We start from the raw sequence: 17,029 nt of genomic DNA on the forward strand, positions 1-17,029 counted from the left end.
GAATGGCGAGAACGATAACTTTCAGGCTAAATGGTAGGCAGAGAACAGTCCAAATAGAGGACAATGAAACTCTGCTGGAAGTGCTGAGGGACAGGCTAGGAGAGACAAGCGTTAAGGCTGCATGCTGGAAGGGAGAATGCGGTCTGTGCACTGTACTCTTCAATGGGAGGCCTGTTAAGTCCTGCATGGTTCTAGGGGTCGAGGCAGATGGAGCTGAGATTATAACTGCTGCTGGTATAAGCAAGGATGGAGAGCTTGCTCCGATACAGAAGGCTTTTATCGAGCATGGAGCGTTTCAGTGCGGCTTCTGCACTCCAGCGTTTGTAGTTGCATCGCACTATTTCCTTCAGAAGAATCCAAACCCAACCAGGGAGGAAGTCAAGGAATTCCTGAGCGGAATACTCTGCAGATGCACAGGCTACAAGCAAATAATCGATGCAATAATGGATGCAGCTAAGTACTACAGAAAATAACTTTTTTTGAAACTTTTTTCCTGGTTATATAAAAGTGCTCAATGCAAATAGAATAAGTGTTGTTCCCAGGAACATAGTGAACCCTCTGAATATCTTCTTTGCCAGCTCCTTCTCAGAGCTTCTGATGTACTTCAGCTGCAGAGCTATAAGGTACAGAGCTATTGCTGAGACTAAAGCTACCGTCCATAGCTTCACTATTTTGCTGGTCCAAAGAAGTGCTATTAGAGCTATCATCATGAGAGTTACAGCTATGGAAATAGCACCTGTTTTCTCCCTTCCGACTATTATGGGGAACATCGGAACCTTGGCCCTTATGTAATCCTCGGAATAATATGATGAAATGTACCATATATGATTCAGGGACCACATTGAAATTATCATCATGAGCACTATTCCTCCGCTCAGCGGAGAGCCAGGATGGGCGAGCCAACCTCCCAGAGAGGGTGATCCTCCAGCTAGGCTACCAACAACAACGCTGAGGGAGGTCCTCCGCTTTAAAAGATATGTATAGGCAACAAGGTCTATGAATGTTCCTAAAAGGCCTGCTAGTAAGACCGCGAAGTTTATCAGAGCAGATGCTCCTAAACCTATGAGCAAGCAGGCTGAGGAAAATGCCAAGGCCTCCTTTTCTTTAAGCTTTCCAGAAGGAAGCGCTCTCTTGGAAGTCCTTTTCATTATTCCATCTATATCTCTATCCAAATACATGTTGAAGCCTGTGGTCCCTGCTATGGTGAAGTACAGCGATATTGTCAATATTGCTAGAATTGCTAGGTCTATGTTGCCACCGGAGGACATGATATATGCAATTATCCCAGAAAGCACCAGGAAGGCTGTTTGAGTCGGCTTGAAGAGATCGAGGAAAACTGCTGAGAGATTCAATGATCTTCCCCACTTCTGAAGTGATCCCAACCTTCTCCCAGTATCTCTTTTCCTTTGTAAAATATTTTTCCATCTCCCCTGAGCGCCCTGCCTATCTCAAGGCATCTGATCCCAACTGCCCTACATGCTTCAATAACTCTTTCAACGGGCTCGCTTGTTGTGAAAATTATCTCGTACTCCTCTCCTCCAAACAAAGTTGCCTGAAGAGGATCTACGCTGAACTTTCTCAATAGTTTTCTCATGTAATTCGATATGGGTATTCTGCTCAGCTCAATTGAGATTTCGCTGCTTTCAGCAATTAGCCTGAGGCTCTTTGCCAAACCATCGCTGGAGTCTATTGCTGAGTCTATTCGAATCAATCTAGCTAGCTCTGAAAATGATGTCACGGCAGCTGGACGAAAGCTTAGAAGCCTCCTAGATGCCTTTTTCCAGGCTCCACTCACAAAGAGATTGTAGAGGAGGCCAGGTTTGCCATAACCATTCTGCACTGTTGTAAATACTTTGTCTCCGGGATTGGCCCCATTTCTTGGAATAGGATAGCCTGAGGAAAGCTTTCCTATTGCTGCTACGTCAATCCATATTTCTCCCCTGCTTGAATTCAGATCTCCTCCGAGGAATGAAGCTTCATACCAGTGAAGTGCTTCTCTTATTCCCCTGGCGAGATCCTTGACTGTGCTTAGCTCCATGTTTCTCGGAATACCCAAGCTGTATACTATGCCCACTGCTCTGTAGCCTTTAGCAGAAAGATCGCTTATGGGACCTGTAACTGCTCTCCATCCCCAGTCCCTCAAGCTTTCCCATGGGTAGCGACTCATGCTCTCGCTGTAGCCATCTATTTTAACAGCGATTTCGCACCCATCTAGGGCCTGCACGTCGTCCTCTGTTGGAAAGCAGGCATTCCTATTAATGACGGGCTTCAGAATTCTCAAAATGCTCCGTATGGTCTCGATTTCTCCCAGCTCAAATACTTTCTTGCTTCTCCTCAAGCAAAAGCTCCCTCAGCTTCTCATTAAGTCTTTTCAACCTTTCCCTTCCCTCGAGTATAGATCCATTAATTATGGATAGCAAATCAGATAGAGAGGCTTCATTAATAAATATTTTAGCACTGTCTCTGAGAGGCACGAATAGCTGGGTGCCGCTTATTAGCTCAACCATGAAGCAACCCTCCGATGCACTCATTATGCCGGAGTGCTTGAAGCCAGAAGCTCTGGCAGCAATAAGGAGCTTCTTTGCTTCTTCTAGATCTCTAGAGCATATGTGGATTATTGGCCCACTTACTATTAGCCATAGGAGTTTTTTTGGCTCGAATTCAATTAGCTTCTTGAGCTCTTCGACGGTGATCTCCCCATGCTTCTTGAAGAGAACTGGCTCTTCGTCCTCTCTTCTCCAGGGATAGTCGGAATCAACAGCTGTGATCCTTCCAATGCATGATGATGTTGTGTAGCTCCTCTTTCTAGAGTTTATCAAGCTCAACGTATCCTCAATTCCTGGGTCAAGGTATCCTATCTCCCTATCGGCTCTAATTCTTTCGAGGAATTCTGTCTTTCTCTTTTCCCAAGCATCCATTTTCAGCTGCCCCTACAGCTCATTATCCTTCTACATTTTTAACCTCCATCTCTTTCTTTTAATAAAATGGGTCTCGGGTCTGCGAGCATTACCCATGATGGACCACGAACATTTTCCATGTAGAAAGTTCAGAGATCATTTGCTTAAAAACCTAGATCCATTACTAAAATTTTGTTGGTGGAAAGAAAGTGAAGAGATCGGGGACAGCTCTCATAACATGTAAGGTTCCGTACGAGATGGCTAAAGAGATAGACGAGCTTGTGAGCAGGGGACGCTTTGAGAGCAGAAGCGATGCAATAAGATTTGCCATAGGTCTCCTCCTTTCCACAAATCAAGCAGAAGAGGAGCAGAATAGTGCCGTCTGAGAGCAGAGAGTCTACGGGCGACAGGAAGAAGCTGTATCCCGATTTAAACGAAACAGAATATAGGGCCCTTGTTTACTTCATGAACAATATATCAGTAGGGGAGATCCTCGCAATAAGGGAGCTGGAGAGCATTGTTGGTATAAAGGATCCGAGGGCTGTAATTGATTCTCTAATAGCAAAGGGATATATTGAAAGAGGTGCTGGTTGTTTCAATCTATCAAGGCGGAAATTCCCACACAAATAAATAGAGATTGGAGAAAGGGTTAACAATCAGTTTTGGAATTAACTGTATTTCATGATCCTGCTCCAAGAAATTGGGCTAGAATTTGTAAAGATTTATTAGACTTACTTCAAAGTAATAAAGGCTCAGAAGGGCCCGTCGTCTAGCCTGGTTAGGACGCCGCCCTGACACGGCGGAGGTCCTGGGTTCGAGTCCCAGCGGGCCCACTACTTTTCAAGCTTCTTGAAATACCTGCTATTGGAGGCTCAATAGAAACTAAATGAATGAGGCAGAGTTTCGCCCATTTTTCTCTGGATTTCTAAGTGGAGCTAAGCATAATACCCTAGTTCAATTTTTATTGCATAGGAGATCCTTTCACAGCCACTGAAATTTTCAAAAATCTAGTCTTATTGGAATAATCCTCTCGAGCTCGTTCTTCGATACCTGCGTGTTTCCCGTGATGGCTCTTATAACCTTTTGAGCTTCTGGAGAATTCAGCCATCTAACGATTGCAAGAAGCTCCCTCATCGGAGCGCTCTTTCTGGGATAGATTACGTTCACATGGTTCTCTGCAACAAAGATTGTGCCTTCTGGAACTAGGGAAGCTCTCAACGAAGCTCTCTTTGGATGCCCAACAATTCTGGATGTAACTATGGCTGGACCTCTATCTGCTTTTTCTTCAGGCCAAACTATATACTGTGGCTTTCCTGGCTTGTTTTCGAGAACAAGCTTGCCATCCCTAATGTTGTGAGACCATATGAGCAAGATGCCATCACGGGGATTGTCAACGAGCTTCTCCTTGTTCTTGTTCCATACAATCTTTCCAGTTCTAACAGAATATCCAAGCTCGCGAAGTGTATAGCTATGATTTAAAGTTTTCCTAAGCAAACCAGCCTCCTCTGAGAATATCTTTGAACCGTTTAGGTCTAGCACGTAGTTCTCGTTGCCTAAATCCAGCTCTCCTTTACCTCGCTTTCTCATAACGAGGATTTGAAATGTATGATTCGCATCAGAAAAGATCCTCGAGCCGTCGAGAACTTTCATGTACTCTATGCTCGTATTTTTTGCTATATATTCTCTCAGCTTCCTGAAATATGCTCCATTGTTCATGGAGGAGGATACCACTAATCCTACGTAGCCTCCTGGCTTCACAACCCTGACTGCCAAATAAATAAAAAGTGAGTAAATGTTGACTCTTCCCCAGAGAATTTCCTCAAATTTTTCTCTAATCTCATCGCTTGGCTTGAATTCATAATACGGAGGATTTGTAACTACGACGTCAAATTCCTCACTGAATGGTTTGGCGAGGGAATCTATTATTTCTATTTGGGCGTCTGGGATAAGCTTCTTTGCAATTTTCCCTAGCTCGGGATCGATCTCCCAGCAGAAGAGCTTGGGGCGAACAAAGTGTTCCCTAGCAGAAACTAGGAACTCCCCAGTACCGCAGGCTGGATCCAGTACCTTAGGCTCAATGAGCCTTGGAATTCTCCGAAGGACTTCCCTCCTCAAGCTCTTCGGAGTGAAGTATTGTCCCATCATTGCTCTATACTCTGGACTTCTGGAGCGAATGTATTCTAGCGTCTCGGGGCGAAGTTCTTCAGTTTCCAAATCTCCTACCTAAACTCCTTTTTTTGTGAGTTTTTTACTCTAAATCATTATTAAAGCTAAGCGGAGATGTTTTAAAGCTACTGCATTATTGCACTGCATTTATTAACTAAAAATATCTTGATATATCGTGATATCTCAGGCTCATATGAAATGAAGACAGCTCAATTTCAAAATATTAGGGAGAGAGGTAGGAAATGAAGCCAAAGGATAAAATTTTCGAGGAAAGGAAAGCTATAGCCAAGCGAACTTTCAGGCTGATTATACTCAATATTCTGAACGAGAGAAAGATGAATGGCTATGAAATAATTAAAACAATGAGGGAGATGTTCGAGGGAGAATATTCCCCAAGTCCTGGACTCGTTTATCCTACTCTCAGAGCTCTGGAAAAAGAGGGGCTAGTTCTAGTAGAGAACATAGGAGGGAGCAAATACTATCAGCCTAGCGATGAAGGAAAAAGAGTCTTGAGAGAGAGGAAGAAGGAGATAGAGGAAATGATTGAGAGAATAAAGGAGCTGAAAAGTGGAAAGCATGGAGAGCTTAAGAAGGCTGTGGAAAGGCTTCTCAGAACACTCTACATATACTTGCCTGAGATATCTGAAAATAGGGAGAAAGAGATAGTTAGGATTCTTGATAACGCTAGAAATGAAGTTGAGAGAATTCTACAGGGTGGTAAAAATGGATGATGTAATTGTAGAAAATCTTTGGAAGATCTATCCGGGTAATATTCAGGCAGTAAGGGGGATATCCTTCGTTGTTCATCATGGAGAGATATTCAGTCTGCTCGGTCCAAACGGTGCTGGGAAAACAACAACAATTAGCATATTGACGACTCTCATAAAGCCAACCAAGGGAAGAGCAATAGTGGGAGGCTTCGATGTTGAGAAGCAGGCCAGCAAAGTTAGAGAAATAATTGGCTTAGTGCCTCAAGACATAGTAGTGGATGATGATCTAACAGCCTGGGACAACATGATGGTGCAAGCTGCTATATACCATATTCCGAAGAGCATTGCGAAGAAGAGGGCTGAGGAATTGCTTGAGTTCATGGATCTGAGCGAATTTGCCAACAAGAAGGCCGAGAACTTTTCCGGAGGAATGAGGAGGAGGCTGGAGCTTGCTGCAGCTCTTCTCCATAGCCCCAGAATCCTCTTCCTGGATGAGCCAACTTTGGGACTAGATGTTCAAGTGAGGACTGCGGTGTGGGAGTACATAAAGAGGATAAAGAAGGAGGAAGACATGACAGTAATAATGACAACTCATTATATGGAAGAAGCTGATAAGCTCTCAGACAGAGTTGCTATAATTGACTATGGAGAAATAAAGGCAATAGGATCTCCTGCAGAGCTCAAAGAGAGCCTGGGAGGAGATATAATAGAAATACAGGTTGATGGTCTGTCACATGAAATCGAGCTCGAAAAATTAATTCCAACGAATGGTCTCATCAAAGAAATTAAGTTGAGGGGAGATGTTATAAGAATAAAAACTGCCGAGGGAGAGAGAGTTCTTCCCAACCTCGTTCTTGAATTGAGCAGGAAGGGGATGGTGGTGAAATCTGTGAACCTGATAAAACCATCTTTGGATGAGGTCTTTCTCGAATATACGGGGAAGAGGATCAGGGAAACAGAAGTATCAAAGGAAGAGGTCTTCAGGGAGAGGGCTATAAGGAGGAGAAGGAGGTGAGAATAAATGGTGAAGGAAATTGGCAGAGGAAGGTTATATTCTGAGATTGGGGCACTTACTCTCAGAGAGCTCAAGAAGTGGATAAATAAGCCTTATGTTGTAGCAATGATGTTAATCCAGCCAGTTCTCTGGATCGGCTTATTTGGCAAAGCGTTCAATTTGACAGGACTCTTCACAATACCTCCAGATATACTTAGCAATCTCCCTCCATATGTAACACAGGAAGTTCAGTCTATGTTCAATGGCATCATGACGAGGCTATTCGGAACCTCGAACATTGATTACTTCTCATATATGGCTGTGGGCATGATGGCAGTGATCTCTCTGTTTGCAGGGCTGCAGACAGGGATGAGCCTTTCATGGGATAGAAGGCTTGGTTATTTGAACAAGCTACTTGTGGCCCCTATTTCTAGGGGAAGCATAATAGTATCAAAGGTTCTCGGAGGAACGGTGAAGGCTATAGTGCAGTCTATGATAATACTGATAATTGCGATCCCCTTTGGTCTCAAGCTGAATATTGCAGGAGCCTGGGAGCTTCTTGCAGCAATTGCTGGTCTTGTTCTATTTTCGGTAGGAATAGGAACCCTGATGATATCAATAACGCTGAAGGCAAAATCATGGGAAACACAGATGACGGTTATGAATCTTCTGAATCTTCCCCTTATGTTTGCTAGCAACGTTCTCGTTCCTTTGGCTATGATGCCAAACTGGCTCCAAACAGTGGCAAAGTTCAATCCTCTAACGTACACAGCCGACATATTGAGGGAGGCTCTCCTTATGGGAAGCTCTGCTAGTTCATCAACTATTCTAAAGGACCTGGGAATTTTATCTATTACAGCAGCCGTTCTTTTGCTCATCGGCGTCATAATAGCAAGCAGGAGCCTGAGGAAGGAGTAGCAGAATGATCATGAAATTTAAGCAGATGTATGGTGGCCATGAGAGAAGCTAAGAATTTGCTGAATAGAGCTAGGAAGAGGGCTGTTCTGGCTTTTTTGTCAGCAGTATACAGGGTTTATCCTGCTAGCAGTAAGTTCGAGGAATACAGAATTTCTGATAGGATAAGAGAAGAATTTGCATGCAGAAAAGTGCTTGATGTAGGGTGCGGAAAAGGAAATCTTGGAAAATTGCTGAGAGATCTGGAGCTGTATGTTGGTCTTGATCTATCTGAGATATTCGAGCAAGACGAGGGGAGAGAGTACATAAGAGGAATTATGGAGAAGCTTCCGATTAGAGAGGGAAAGATCTTTGACTGTGCTTATTTTGTGAATTCGATTTTTTACTCCAGCAACTGGATGAACAGCTTATTTGAAGCAGAAAGGGTTTCCAGAAGAGTTGTGCTTATAGATATAGATAAGAGATACCCGCACATTTGGGTTCTCGATATGCTTGAGGGGAGAATAAGAGCTCCTCCACATGATATAAAGAGGCGTTTAGAGGGGAAAATGAGGGTTTTATGGGAGAAGCACGGAACAACTTTTGCTCTCGTTCTGGAGAAATCATCTTAAGATTATTCTCTCCAGGTCATTGACTATTCTTGCTGTCTGGCTTCTCCCTTCTTTCAGTATATCAGACTCCGTCGTCTGAACATTGTGAAATCTCTCATCAATGTGATTTAGCAGAAGGATGTTGCTTCCTATTTTTGATGCTGCTGCAATAGCCTGCCTAGCTGTGGTGTGTCCATATTTCCTGCACAGCTCCTCGTATCTATCATCGCAGGTGGCCTCGTGAACCAGAACTTCTACCCCTCTCATTTTATCAATGCCTTGGCAGGGCTCAGAAGTATCTCCTGAAAAGCCTATCATGGTATCATCATCTCTTATGGTGAGTCCGAAGGCTGGAAGGACGTGGCATACATCTACTATCTGCATTTGATTTCTTCCCAGACTGAAGGTTCTGAGATTCTCTGCTCTATCAATGAGAAGCTGAAATGAAATGTTTGTGAAGAGATGGGGAGCAACGACTCTTATGCTTTCCTCAAGTCCAGATGGTCCGATTATTTTCAGGGGCTTCCTTCTCCCCTCCATGTGTGCCTGAAAAATCAGCTCAGGAAGGCCGAGAAAGTGATCCATGTGCATGTGGGTAATGAAAACAGCATCGAGCTCAGTCAAATATCCCCTATCGCTGAGCCTGTAGTGACAACCGACCCCACAATCCACAAGTAGGAGGGAGTCCTGAAGCTCTGCTAAGGTGGATGCCCTCCATCTGCTCGATCCAGAACTTCCTCCTGCTCCCGTGCCTATGAAAAGAAGACTAGAGCTCAAATTCTTCACCCTTGCTTTCTCAATTTCCGCAAATCTAAATATTCCTTTTGCTGTTTAGTAAACAAAGTGGTTCAGAGAATCGGGAAATCAAATATGTCGAAAAGTGGTCATGGTATTTTCAGCCTCTCCATAGATAGCTAATAGGAGAGGGAGGTTTCAATTGAAGCTGGTTGATGATTAATGGCGAAGAGTGAAGTCAGCTGTGAGCAGCTGCTGGGGAAAGGATATGTGATGATTATTGCGGAGAAGCCGAAGGCAGCAGCAGCTCTGGCAAGGGCTCTAACGGGAAGGCCTGTGGAGTGCAGGGAAAGAGGGGTTGCCTACTGGATAGTGAAGATGAAAGATAGGACATATGCAATAGCGAGCACAGCGGGACATATGTTCACGCTCTCCACCAACACTGCTGGGTTTCCAGTCTTTGACTATGAATGGGTTCCTAGGTGGGAAGCAGAAAGAAAAGCCTGGCATATGAGGAAGTTCTACAGTGCTCTATCCAAGCTTGCGAGGAATGCATCTCTCTATATAAATGCCTGTGACTATGACATCGAGGGATCTGTTATCGGATACATGATTATAAATAAGCTTGGCAACGGGGCCGAGGCCTTAAGGATGAAATATTCATCGCTAACTGAAGATGAGCTCAGAAAGGCTTTTTCCTCCCTCTCTGGAATGGATTGGGAGATGATAGAAGCTGGCCTCTGCAGGCACGAGCTAGACTGGATCTGGGGGATAAATTTGAGCAGACTGCTCAGCTGGGTGGCTGGAGAAAGAGGGAAGAAGTCGCTTAGCTCTGGCAGAGTGCAGAGTCCTACGCTCTTCGAGGTCGTCAATAGATACTTTGAATATTTAACATTTGCTTCCCCTCCAAAGTTCGTGCTTAGGGCTGTAGTAATTGTCAATGGAGAAGAGCTGAGTACTACACATGTTTCATCTCCTTTCGAAACTAGAATTGAAGCTGAGGACAGAAAAAAGAGGATAGTTAGAGCTAAGGAAGGGAGGGTTGAGAAGATCAAGAAAGAGCGCCAACTCCTTCCTCCTCCTCCAGCCTTCAACCTCAGTGAGCTGCAGTACGAGGCCTCCAGGATCTATGGCTTCTCTCCGAGTTACACACAGCGCTTGGCAGAGGAGCTGTATCTCGACGCTCTAATCAGCTATCCAAGGACAAACAGCGAGAAGCTTCCTCCAACAGTTCCGCATAGAAAGATAATGAGCGGGCTCTCATCAATAAAGAGCTATAGCGAAATAGCCTCCTCTATAATTGCTATGGGAAGCTTCGAGCCAGTGCAGGGAAAAAAGGAGGATCCTGCACATCCTGCTATATATCCAACAGGAAAGATACCAACCAAGATCAGCAGAGATGGGATGAGAATATACGATCTCATAGCAAGGAGGTATATGGCTGCCTTCATGCCTCATGCGGATATAGAAAAAGGAGATGTGCTCATTCAGATTGGGGAGGAAAAGCTCCTAGCACAAATAAGGAGAGTAGTTAAATCCGGCTGGCTATCAGCATATTACTTTGCTAGAGGCAGAGAAAGAGAGATGGAGGTTTCTGAAGGAGATAGAGTTGAGTTGAAGTCAGCCAAAATATCTTCCTTGTTTCAGGGAAAGGTGAGACTGTACACAAAAGCATCGCTCCTGAAATGGATGGAGAATGAGAAAATCGGAACAGAAGCAACGAGAGCGCAGATAATGGAGACGCTGTTTAAAAGAGGTTATCTCATGCTCAAGGGAAAGAGTGTAGTTCCCACAAAGCTGGGGATTGCAGTCGCTCTTTTCCTAAGAGAGGAGTTCCCCGACATAACTAGAACAGAACTGACAAGGAGGTTTGAGGAAAAGCTCCTTCTGATCAGAGAGAATAGAGAGAAGAGAGAAAATGTTGTTAAAGAAGCAAAGGAATTTCTGAAAAATGAACTGGAGAAATCTATTGAGAGAGGAGAGCTATTGAGAAAGCGCATGAGAGAGTTCACTGCCCCAGAGAATAGGTGCGAGCTCTGCGATCTTCCAGCATTGAAGGAAGGGGGGCTCTGCCTAGTACATTATACGGCTCTTCAGAGGCTAACCGAGAGCTTCGATGCATGGGAAAAGGCATTTGGAGAGAGCAGAGAGAAGATACTTAGAAGAATTGCCAGATCCGCTTCAGTTGGAAGGGCAGTGAGAGAGGTTGCGAGGGGCATAATCGAGAAAAAGATAATTTTGTAGCTAAAAGAAAACAACTTTTTGGTGAGCGCCTTTGAGTTCTGTTCTTGTTTGTGGAACAAAGTCCGAGTGGTTCTGCAGCCAGCTATCCAAGAAATTGAGCGTTGAGTTTTTACAGGTAGAGAGCAAGAGGTTTCCTGATGGAGAGAGCTACGTTAGAATAGATGGGCAGGTCTCTGGGAAAGATGTTGTTTTGGCTCATTCACTTTCTCCTCCACAAAATGATTCAATTTGGGAGCTTCTGCTCACAATGGAAGCACTCAGCGAAAGCAGAGCTAAAAAGATAATTCTCTACCTTCCTTACATTGCCTACAGCAGGCAGGACAAAATATTCTTGCCTGGAGAGCCGATCAGCATAAAGGCTCTTCTTCAGATACTTTCATTCATGGGAGCTTCAGGGCTTATAACCTTTGATATCCACAAGGAGAGATCGCTGGAGTATTTCAGGGGAAAGGCATATAGCATAATTCCTGTGGATTCGCTTTCTTCGAAGCTGAGGGAAATAACGAAGAGCCCAGTAATAGTTGCCCCTGACATTGGAGCATTGCAGAGAGCAAAGGCAGTGGCAGATAATTTGGGATGCAAATTCTTCAATTTGAGCAAGAAGAGGGATCTCAGAACAGGAGAGGTAACAATAACTGCTGAAGAGGTTGACGTGAAAAACAGAGAGGTTGTTATCTTGGATGATATTATTAGCACCGGAGGTACTGTGGCTAAGGCTGCTTCTCTGCTCAGGGAATTGGGAGCTGATAAGATCTATGTAGCAGTTACGCATGCCCTTATGGTCGGAGATGCCTACAAAAAGCTGAAAAGCTCAGGAGTTTCAACGATCATAGCAGCTAATACGCTTCCCCCTCTGCCAGGAATAGAGTACTTTGATGTTTCCGAAGAAGGGGCAAAAGCAATAGGAAAATTCCTGAACAATGATTGAGATTGCCTTTTTAATCTGATACTGGAATAAGCAATATGAGGAAAGCTGAAGATTGACTCATGTGGCCTATGCCAACATATCGGGAAAGCATGCCTGTCTGAGCAGAGCTGAGATGCTTTCACTGCTTGAGAATAAGGAAGGATTCAGAGAGATAGCTTCTTTCACTGGAGTGGAGCTCTTTGAAATAGGGGATCTAAATAGCATTGTGTGGGCACAGTCCGTTTCATCGACTCTGAAGTCGGTTGGAAAGGTGCTTCTCATTTTGGGTGCGAAGGGGGAGATAAGGCATTTTGCCTGTCCTGATTCCATAGGTGAAGTTGAAATAAGAAGGATGCAGGGAATGAATAGGGAAATGGGAAGGGAGAGGGCTCTGAAGACGATTGAGGGGCTACTGCGGGATAGATGTGGAAATTTGGAGGGAGGACAAGGAAAGGTGGAAATTTTCCTCACTGATGGAGTCATAATTGTGGGAGAGTCTCTGTCCTCAAAGGGAAAGGGGGAGCTGATGAGCAGAAATCCCCATACTCTTCCATTTTATAAGCCCGGGGCCCTAAATCCCTGGTTCGCGAGGCTCCTGGTCAATCTGGCATCTCCTTTTGGAGGAAAAGCTGTATACGATCCTTTCTGTGGTGTTGGTACTATCCTCCTAGCTGCCTCAGAATTATGGAATATAGAGCTTCTCTGCAGCGATATAAGAAGGGATATGTGTGCAGGCTCAAAAGCAAACCTTGGGGCTCTATCGCCTCAGCCGTTTGAGATAGTGAGGGCTGATGCCCTTCATCTTCCTATGAGGAGAGGGGCCTTCAGCCATGTGGTAAGTGACCCTCCATATAATAGATCAATTAGATCTCTCTATTCAGCTCCAACAGAGCTCCTCTCTGGAGCTCTACAGCAGATCTCTGAAACTATTGAAAAGGGAGGGAGGATCGTCATCTCCATAGATGAAGATCTGGCAAGAAGTGTTTCCATACCAGAGGGAGTTTTTTTGAAGCATAAGTGCCCGATGTACGTCCACAACAGGTTAACCAGAGCAGTGATGGTGATGGTGAAGGAATGAGCGATGCATGGCTAATATTTCTGGGAACAGCTGCGGGAGTTCCCAGCGGAGGTTCGGGCATGCCGGGAATTCTGCTGCAGTACAGAGGAAAATACATTCTTCTGGATGCTGGGGAGGGAACGCAGATTTCCCTCTCAAGGCTGGGCATTGGAAGTGCCAAAATAGATGCTATCTTGGTTTCTCACCTTCACGGAGATCATATCTTCGGCCTTCCTGGTCTAATCCAGACAATGAGCATGGAATCAAGGACTAGGCCTCTTCTCGTCATTTCTCCTGCAGAAATTCGGTCTTTTCTTGATGCTTCCTTCAGAATAACCAGCTTTACTCCTTCCTTCGAAATTAAAGTAGAGGAGCCAAGCAGATTGAGCATAGGAGATGCTATAGATGTTGTGCCTTTTAGAACATGTCATACTATATCTCCTTCCTTTGGATATCTTCTGGTTGGGAAGAGTCATGGAGGAAAAGTTAGATTTTCACTAGCATATACTGGTGATACTATGCCCTGCGATAGTTATAGAGATGCCATAAGGGGCGCAGAAATCCTAATACACGATTCCACTTTTTCTGAGGAGGTTGGAGCTGAAGCCTGGAACTATGGACATTCAACATCGAGAGATGCTGCTTTGCTAGCAAGGGATATAGGAGCAAGAATCCTATTCCTTTTTCATATAAGCAGCAGATACAGCAGCGATCCCCTCGTTCTGGAGAGAGAGGCTAGAAGAATTTTTCCCATGAGCTTCTTGGCAAAAGATGGAATGAAGTTTTATCTGTAGGAAATCACTACTAGAAATTGGTGAACAGGTTTGCCATGTGGGAAAATCAGGTTTGGTCCTGCAGGGAAGCCAATAGATCTGCATGGGGATCTGTTAGATGCTCCCAAATTTCTCAGAGAGATCGGACTGAATGCTATGGAGTATGAGGCTGTGAGGGGTGTAAACATATCTAGGGAGAGGGCAGAGAAGTTAGGTAGCCTTGCCAGGGAAAACGATGTTGTTTTGAGCATGCATGCTCCCTACTATGTTAATCTCTCCGCACTTGAGCAGGAAAAGGTGGAGAGCAGCATAAAAAGGCTCGTGGACTCTCTCCAGGCATCTAGTTGGATGGGCAGCTATGTCGTTGTCTTTCACCCTGGATACTACCTGGATTGGGGGACAAAGGAAGCAGTAGCCAGAGTGATATCTGCCCTGAAAGAAGTTAGAAGCAGAGCGTTGAATGTATCTGCTTCTAATGTGTGGCTGGGACCTGAAACTACGGGAAAGACGAAGCAGGTAGGTTCTGTAGATGATATAATAAAGATCTGCAGTGAAATTGACAGATGCAGGCCTGTGGTTGATTGGGCTCACCTCCATGCTAGAAGCTTGGGAAAATTCCCAACGGGCTACGAGGATGTTCTGAAGGTCATAGAAGCTTTAGAGAGAGGGCTGGGAAGAGAGGCTGTGAACCCCCTGCACACGCACTTCTCTAAGATTGAATATACAAGAGGCGGAGAAAAGGAGCATCACACCCTCGACGAAAATTTTGGTCCTGACTTCAGTATTGTATGCCGGGCTTACAGAGAAGTAGGCATAGATGCTATAATAATAAGCGAAAGTCCTGTGCTTGAGCGAGATGCTCTAAAAATGAAGAGCATTTGTGAAGATGTTTGTTTCGAGAAATAAGAGCACTTGCTTGAAAGAACAAGCTCAAATTATGTTTTGCTTAGCTTTTCTCTCCTCCTCCGCCCTCACCTTGACAATTCCAAGATGAATGGCGCAGGAAACACAATAGCATTTCTTGACAGGGTATCTAGCTATTATTGCTCCCTTCTTCTCGAGCTCCCTTGCCAACTGGGGCTCGATGGGAGAATACATTCTCTCAACACATATTGCTTTATCCTCGGGAACAAGCCTTCCGCAGTTGTCGCATTGAATCCTCTCTACATAGCCCTTTCCTCCTTTATGTCTTCCTCTGCTCTCTCTCTTTTTCGGCATTTACACACTCTCCCTCTCAAATCAGTGAAGCATATTGGCAAAACCTTTGTTCTGAAAGATTTTAAATCTTTGCAGATCGCTGTTTTCTAGCTCAAGCGGACCAGCATTCTTGAGTGTGTGAAAGCTGTTTTAATTTTTTTTAGTCTCTGCAGGATGTCTGGAATTAGCCTGGGAAGCTGTGTGGAAGGCCCAGAGATTATTTAGCTGGAAAAATTTCCATGACTCTCATTCAGAGTGATAATAGCTAATGTGAAGCTTGGAGAAGAAAGAAAAGTACACAGCAAAGCCTGCAGAAATTTAGGGCAGGAAATGGTAGTCAAATTGGATTCTCAATAAGTTCTAGCAAGCCTGAGAGAGGTCTTAGCCTCTCTGCCGCAGATAGGACATTTTTTCCCAGCAACCCAGTCCGGAGGATCAATTGGAGATCCCAGAGCCTTGAGTCCGGTTTTCTCCTGCATCTTCAGAGCGCAGTCATCTTTTCCGCACCATGGCGTCTCAACTATTCCTTTCCTCTCCTCATAATTTTCAATTTCCTGCAGGGAAATCACCCTCCTGATGCTTGAGTTGAGCCTAGTCCATGCTCTCTCCTTCAAGTTCCTGTCAATCTCATCTCCAATTCTGATGACTTCTTCGCATATTCTGTCAGCTTCAACGACGACTTTTTTCAACAGATCTCTCCTAGCAAGGACAGCAGTTCTTCCAGCGACCTCTCTCCTTCCAATCTCAGCTCTGATGGGGATACCCCTTAGCTCAAGGTCATAGAATTTCTTTCCTGGAGTTAGCTCCTCCCTCTCATCTATCTTTGCTCTTATACCGCAATCTTTCAGCTTGCCCTCTATCTCTCTCGCATATCTCAGTGAGGAGGCTTTCTCCTCTTCATTGAAATATATAGGTACTATTGAAACCTGCAGAGGTGCAATTCTAAATGGTAGAACTGCTCCTCTCTCGTCTCCATGCACAGCTATTACTGAGGCAATGACTCTGTCCGAAATTCCATAGCTCGTCTGCCAGACGTAATCTATACTCTCATCGCTCAGCATTACCTTAACATCTATTGGCTTTGAGAACGATTGCCCCAGATGATGCACTGTTCCTATCTGAAGAGCTCTTCCATCAGGAAATACAGTATCGAAGGCGATTGTGTAAAGGGCTCCAGCGAATTTGTCAAAATCAGGCCTTCTTGAAATTATGTATGGGATGCCAAGGCTGTCAAATATTCTCGAATATATATCGAGAGCTTCCTTGACCTGTCTATCGGCGTCCTCGAAGGAAGAATGAGCTGTATGAGCTTCCTTGAACGTTGTTACCTCCCTGAGCCTCAACAGAGGTCTGGTTGACTTTGTCTCATACCTGAATATGCTCACTATCTGATAGAATTTTCTTGGGAGCTGCTTATAGCTGTTAAACCAGAGGCTTTCCATATAGCTAATGGATGTCTCGCTTGTCGGTCTCAGAGCTAGCTTCACATCAAGCTCCTCGAGCCCTCCATGAGTAACCCAGTATACTTCATCCCTGAAGCCTCTTATGTGCTCCTCCTCCTTGACCAAGAGATCCTCAGGTATTAGCATTGGAAAAAGAACTTCCTCGTGTCCTGTGGAGTCCAGCTCTCTCCTAACAACATCTAGTATGTTCTTTCGGAGAGCATACCCATATGGCATCCATATTCCTACTCCCTTTATGGGATACCTGCCGTAATCGTATATTTCTGCCTCTCTCAGTACCCTATCGAACCATTCGCTGAATTTATCTCCCATCTCAGCCACTACGAACCATCTCCCTGGGGACTGAAAACATGGAAAAAGCTTTCTAAGATGCGAATCTGG

Annotated in this window: 19 protein-coding genes and 1 tRNA gene; 13 read left to right on the forward strand and 7 right to left on the reverse strand. The window is 44.7% G+C overall.

Features of this window, described 5'->3' with window-relative positions; translation table 11 throughout:
- Window positions 1-2: 2 nt before the first annotated feature.
- On the forward strand, window positions 3-473 hold the full coding sequence (locus QXR92_00120) for a (2Fe-2S)-binding protein (protein ID MEM0318418.1): 471 nt from the start codon (window positions 3-5) through the stop codon (window positions 471-473).
- Between the two features lie 24 nt (window positions 474-497).
- Here QXR92_00120 and QXR92_00125 read toward each other — a convergent pair whose 3' ends face one another.
- From QXR92_00125 to QXR92_00135, 3 genes are read right to left on the reverse strand one after another with little or no spacing between them, the layout of a single operon-like run.
- Window positions 498-1,352 (reverse strand): protoheme IX farnesyltransferase, encoded by an 855-nt coding sequence (locus QXR92_00125; GenBank protein MEM0318419.1) that lies wholly within the window; start codon window positions 1,350-1,352, stop codon window positions 498-500.
- Complete coding sequence (locus QXR92_00130; protein ID MEM0318420.1) at window positions 1,349-2,338, reverse strand: thiamine-phosphate kinase; 990 nt, start codon at window positions 2,336-2,338, stop codon at window positions 1,349-1,351. Before QXR92_00130 ends, QXR92_00125 begins: the two co-directional genes overlap by 4 nt.
- Window positions 2,313-2,918, reverse strand: a complete 606-nt coding sequence (locus QXR92_00135) for a hypothetical protein (protein ID MEM0318421.1) — start codon at window positions 2,916-2,918, stop codon at window positions 2,313-2,315. The genes QXR92_00130 and QXR92_00135 overlap by 26 nt, the downstream gene beginning before the upstream one ends.
- Window positions 2,919-3,106: 188 nt before the next feature.
- Between QXR92_00135 and QXR92_00140 the strand changes: the two genes are divergently transcribed.
- The 3 genes from QXR92_00140 to QXR92_00150 all read left to right on the forward strand — a co-directional run bounded on the left by QXR92_00140 (window position 3,107) and on the right by QXR92_00150 (window position 3,730).
- Window positions 3,107-3,283, forward strand: coding sequence for a ribbon-helix-helix domain-containing protein (locus QXR92_00140; protein MEM0318422.1), 177 nt, complete (start codon window positions 3,107-3,109; stop codon window positions 3,281-3,283).
- Window positions 3,273-3,527: a helix-turn-helix domain-containing protein gene (locus tag QXR92_00145; GenBank protein ID MEM0318423.1), complete on the forward strand. Its 255-nt coding sequence runs from the start codon at window positions 3,273-3,275 to the stop codon at window positions 3,525-3,527. Before QXR92_00140 ends, QXR92_00145 begins: the two co-directional genes overlap by 11 nt.
- A 128-nt stretch (window positions 3,528-3,655) precedes the next feature.
- Window positions 3,656-3,730: transfer RNA gene (locus QXR92_00150), tRNA-Val, on the forward strand.
- A 166-nt stretch (window positions 3,731-3,896) separates the two neighbouring features.
- On the opposite strand, the gene QXR92_00155 is transcribed toward QXR92_00150, so the two are convergent.
- Window positions 3,897-5,111, reverse strand: coding sequence for an N-6 DNA methylase (locus QXR92_00155; GenBank protein ID MEM0318424.1), 1,215 nt, complete (start codon window positions 5,109-5,111; stop codon window positions 3,897-3,899).
- Between the two features lie 194 nt (window positions 5,112-5,305).
- On the opposite strand from QXR92_00155, the gene QXR92_00160 reads away from it, so the two are divergent.
- From QXR92_00160 to QXR92_00175, 4 genes are read left to right on the forward strand one after another with little or no spacing between them, the layout of a single operon-like run.
- Window positions 5,306-5,794, forward strand: coding sequence for a PadR family transcriptional regulator (locus QXR92_00160; GenBank protein ID MEM0318425.1), 489 nt, complete (start codon window positions 5,306-5,308; stop codon window positions 5,792-5,794).
- Window positions 5,787-6,788, forward strand: coding sequence for an ATP-binding cassette domain-containing protein (locus QXR92_00165; GenBank protein ID MEM0318426.1), 1,002 nt, complete (start codon window positions 5,787-5,789; stop codon window positions 6,786-6,788). Before QXR92_00160 ends, QXR92_00165 begins: the two co-directional genes overlap by 8 nt.
- Window positions 6,789-6,794: 6 nt before the next feature.
- Window positions 6,795-7,685, forward strand: a complete 891-nt coding sequence (locus tag QXR92_00170) for an ABC transporter permease (protein ID MEM0318427.1) — start codon at window positions 6,795-6,797, stop codon at window positions 7,683-7,685.
- 38 nt (window positions 7,686-7,723) lie between these two features.
- On the forward strand, window positions 7,724-8,293 hold the full coding sequence (locus tag QXR92_00175) for a methyltransferase domain-containing protein (GenBank protein ID MEM0318428.1): 570 nt from the start codon (window positions 7,724-7,726) through the stop codon (window positions 8,291-8,293).
- On the opposite strand, the gene QXR92_00180 is transcribed toward QXR92_00175, so the two are convergent.
- Complete coding sequence (locus QXR92_00180) at window positions 8,285-9,049, reverse strand: MBL fold metallo-hydrolase (GenBank protein ID MEM0318429.1); 765 nt, start codon at window positions 9,047-9,049, stop codon at window positions 8,285-8,287. The genes QXR92_00175 and QXR92_00180 overlap by 9 nt on opposite strands.
- Window positions 9,050-9,229: 180 nt before the next feature.
- Between QXR92_00180 and topA the strand changes: the two genes are divergently transcribed.
- From topA to QXR92_00205, 5 genes are all read left to right on the forward strand, one after another.
- Window positions 9,230-11,251 (forward strand): DNA topoisomerase I, encoded by a 2,022-nt coding sequence (gene topA / locus QXR92_00185; protein ID MEM0318430.1) that lies wholly within the window; start codon window positions 9,230-9,232, stop codon window positions 11,249-11,251.
- Between the two features lie 31 nt (window positions 11,252-11,282).
- A complete protein-coding gene (locus QXR92_00190; protein ID MEM0318431.1) occupies window positions 11,283-12,179 on the forward strand; it encodes a ribose-phosphate pyrophosphokinase in 897 nt (298 codons plus the stop codon).
- Window positions 12,180-12,240: 61 nt separating this feature from the next.
- Window positions 12,241-13,236, forward strand: coding sequence for a hypothetical protein (locus QXR92_00195; GenBank protein MEM0318432.1), 996 nt, complete (start codon window positions 12,241-12,243; stop codon window positions 13,234-13,236).
- Complete coding sequence (locus QXR92_00200; protein ID MEM0318433.1) at window positions 13,233-14,009, forward strand: ribonuclease Z; 777 nt, start codon at window positions 13,233-13,235, stop codon at window positions 14,007-14,009. Before QXR92_00195 ends, QXR92_00200 begins: the two co-directional genes overlap by 4 nt.
- A 30-nt stretch (window positions 14,010-14,039) precedes the next feature.
- A complete protein-coding gene (locus tag QXR92_00205) occupies window positions 14,040-14,894 on the forward strand; it encodes a deoxyribonuclease IV (protein MEM0318434.1) in 855 nt (284 codons plus the stop codon).
- Window positions 14,895-14,918: 24 nt separating this feature from the next.
- Here the strand turns inward: QXR92_00205 and QXR92_00210 are convergent, their stop codons facing one another.
- On the reverse strand, window positions 14,919-15,206 hold the full coding sequence (locus QXR92_00210; protein MEM0318435.1) for a 30S ribosomal protein S26e: 288 nt from the start codon (window positions 15,204-15,206) through the stop codon (window positions 14,919-14,921).
- Window positions 15,207-15,535: 329 nt separating this feature from the next.
- Entirely contained in the window at window positions 15,536-16,960 is a 1,425-nt protein-coding gene (gene proS / locus QXR92_00215; protein ID MEM0318436.1) for a proline--tRNA ligase, read from the reverse strand.
- Window positions 16,961-17,029 lie beyond the last annotated feature (69 nt).

The organism is Fervidicoccaceae archaeon (genome assembly GCA_038734945.1).
GTDB lineage: Archaea > Thermoproteota > Thermoprotei_A > Sulfolobales > Fervidicoccaceae > ARK-14.

Excerpts from the sequence above, each read along its gene's own strand:
- QXR92_00120 (MEM0318418.1), top strand. The coding sequence starts at position 3 with ATGGCGAGAACGATAACTTTCAGGCTAAATGGTAGGCAGAGAACAGTC.
- QXR92_00135 (MEM0318421.1), bottom strand. The coding sequence starts at position 2,918 with ATGGATGCTTGGGAAAAGAGAAAGACAGAATTCCTCGAAAGAATTAGA.
- QXR92_00160 (MEM0318425.1), top strand. The coding sequence starts at position 5,306 with ATGAAGCCAAAGGATAAAATTTTCGAGGAAAGGAAAGCTATAGCCAAG.
- QXR92_00165 (MEM0318426.1), top strand. The coding sequence starts at position 5,787 with ATGGATGATGTAATTGTAGAAAATCTTTGGAAGATCTATCCGGGTAAT.
- QXR92_00170 (MEM0318427.1), top strand. The coding sequence starts at position 6,795 with ATGGTGAAGGAAATTGGCAGAGGAAGGTTATATTCTGAGATTGGGGCA.
- QXR92_00175 (MEM0318428.1), top strand. The coding sequence starts at position 7,724 with ATGAGAGAAGCTAAGAATTTGCTGAATAGAGCTAGGAAGAGGGCTGTT.
- topA (MEM0318430.1), top strand. The coding sequence starts at position 9,230 with ATGGCGAAGAGTGAAGTCAGCTGTGAGCAGCTGCTGGGGAAAGGATAT.
- QXR92_00200 (MEM0318433.1), top strand. The coding sequence starts at position 13,233 with ATGAGCGATGCATGGCTAATATTTCTGGGAACAGCTGCGGGAGTTCCC.
- QXR92_00210 (MEM0318435.1), bottom strand. The coding sequence starts at position 15,206 with ATGCCGAAAAAGAGAGAGAGCAGAGGAAGACATAAAGGAGGAAAGGGC.
- proS (MEM0318436.1), bottom strand. The coding sequence starts at position 16,960 with ATGGGAGATAAATTCAGCGAATGGTTCGATAGGGTACTGAGAGAGGCA.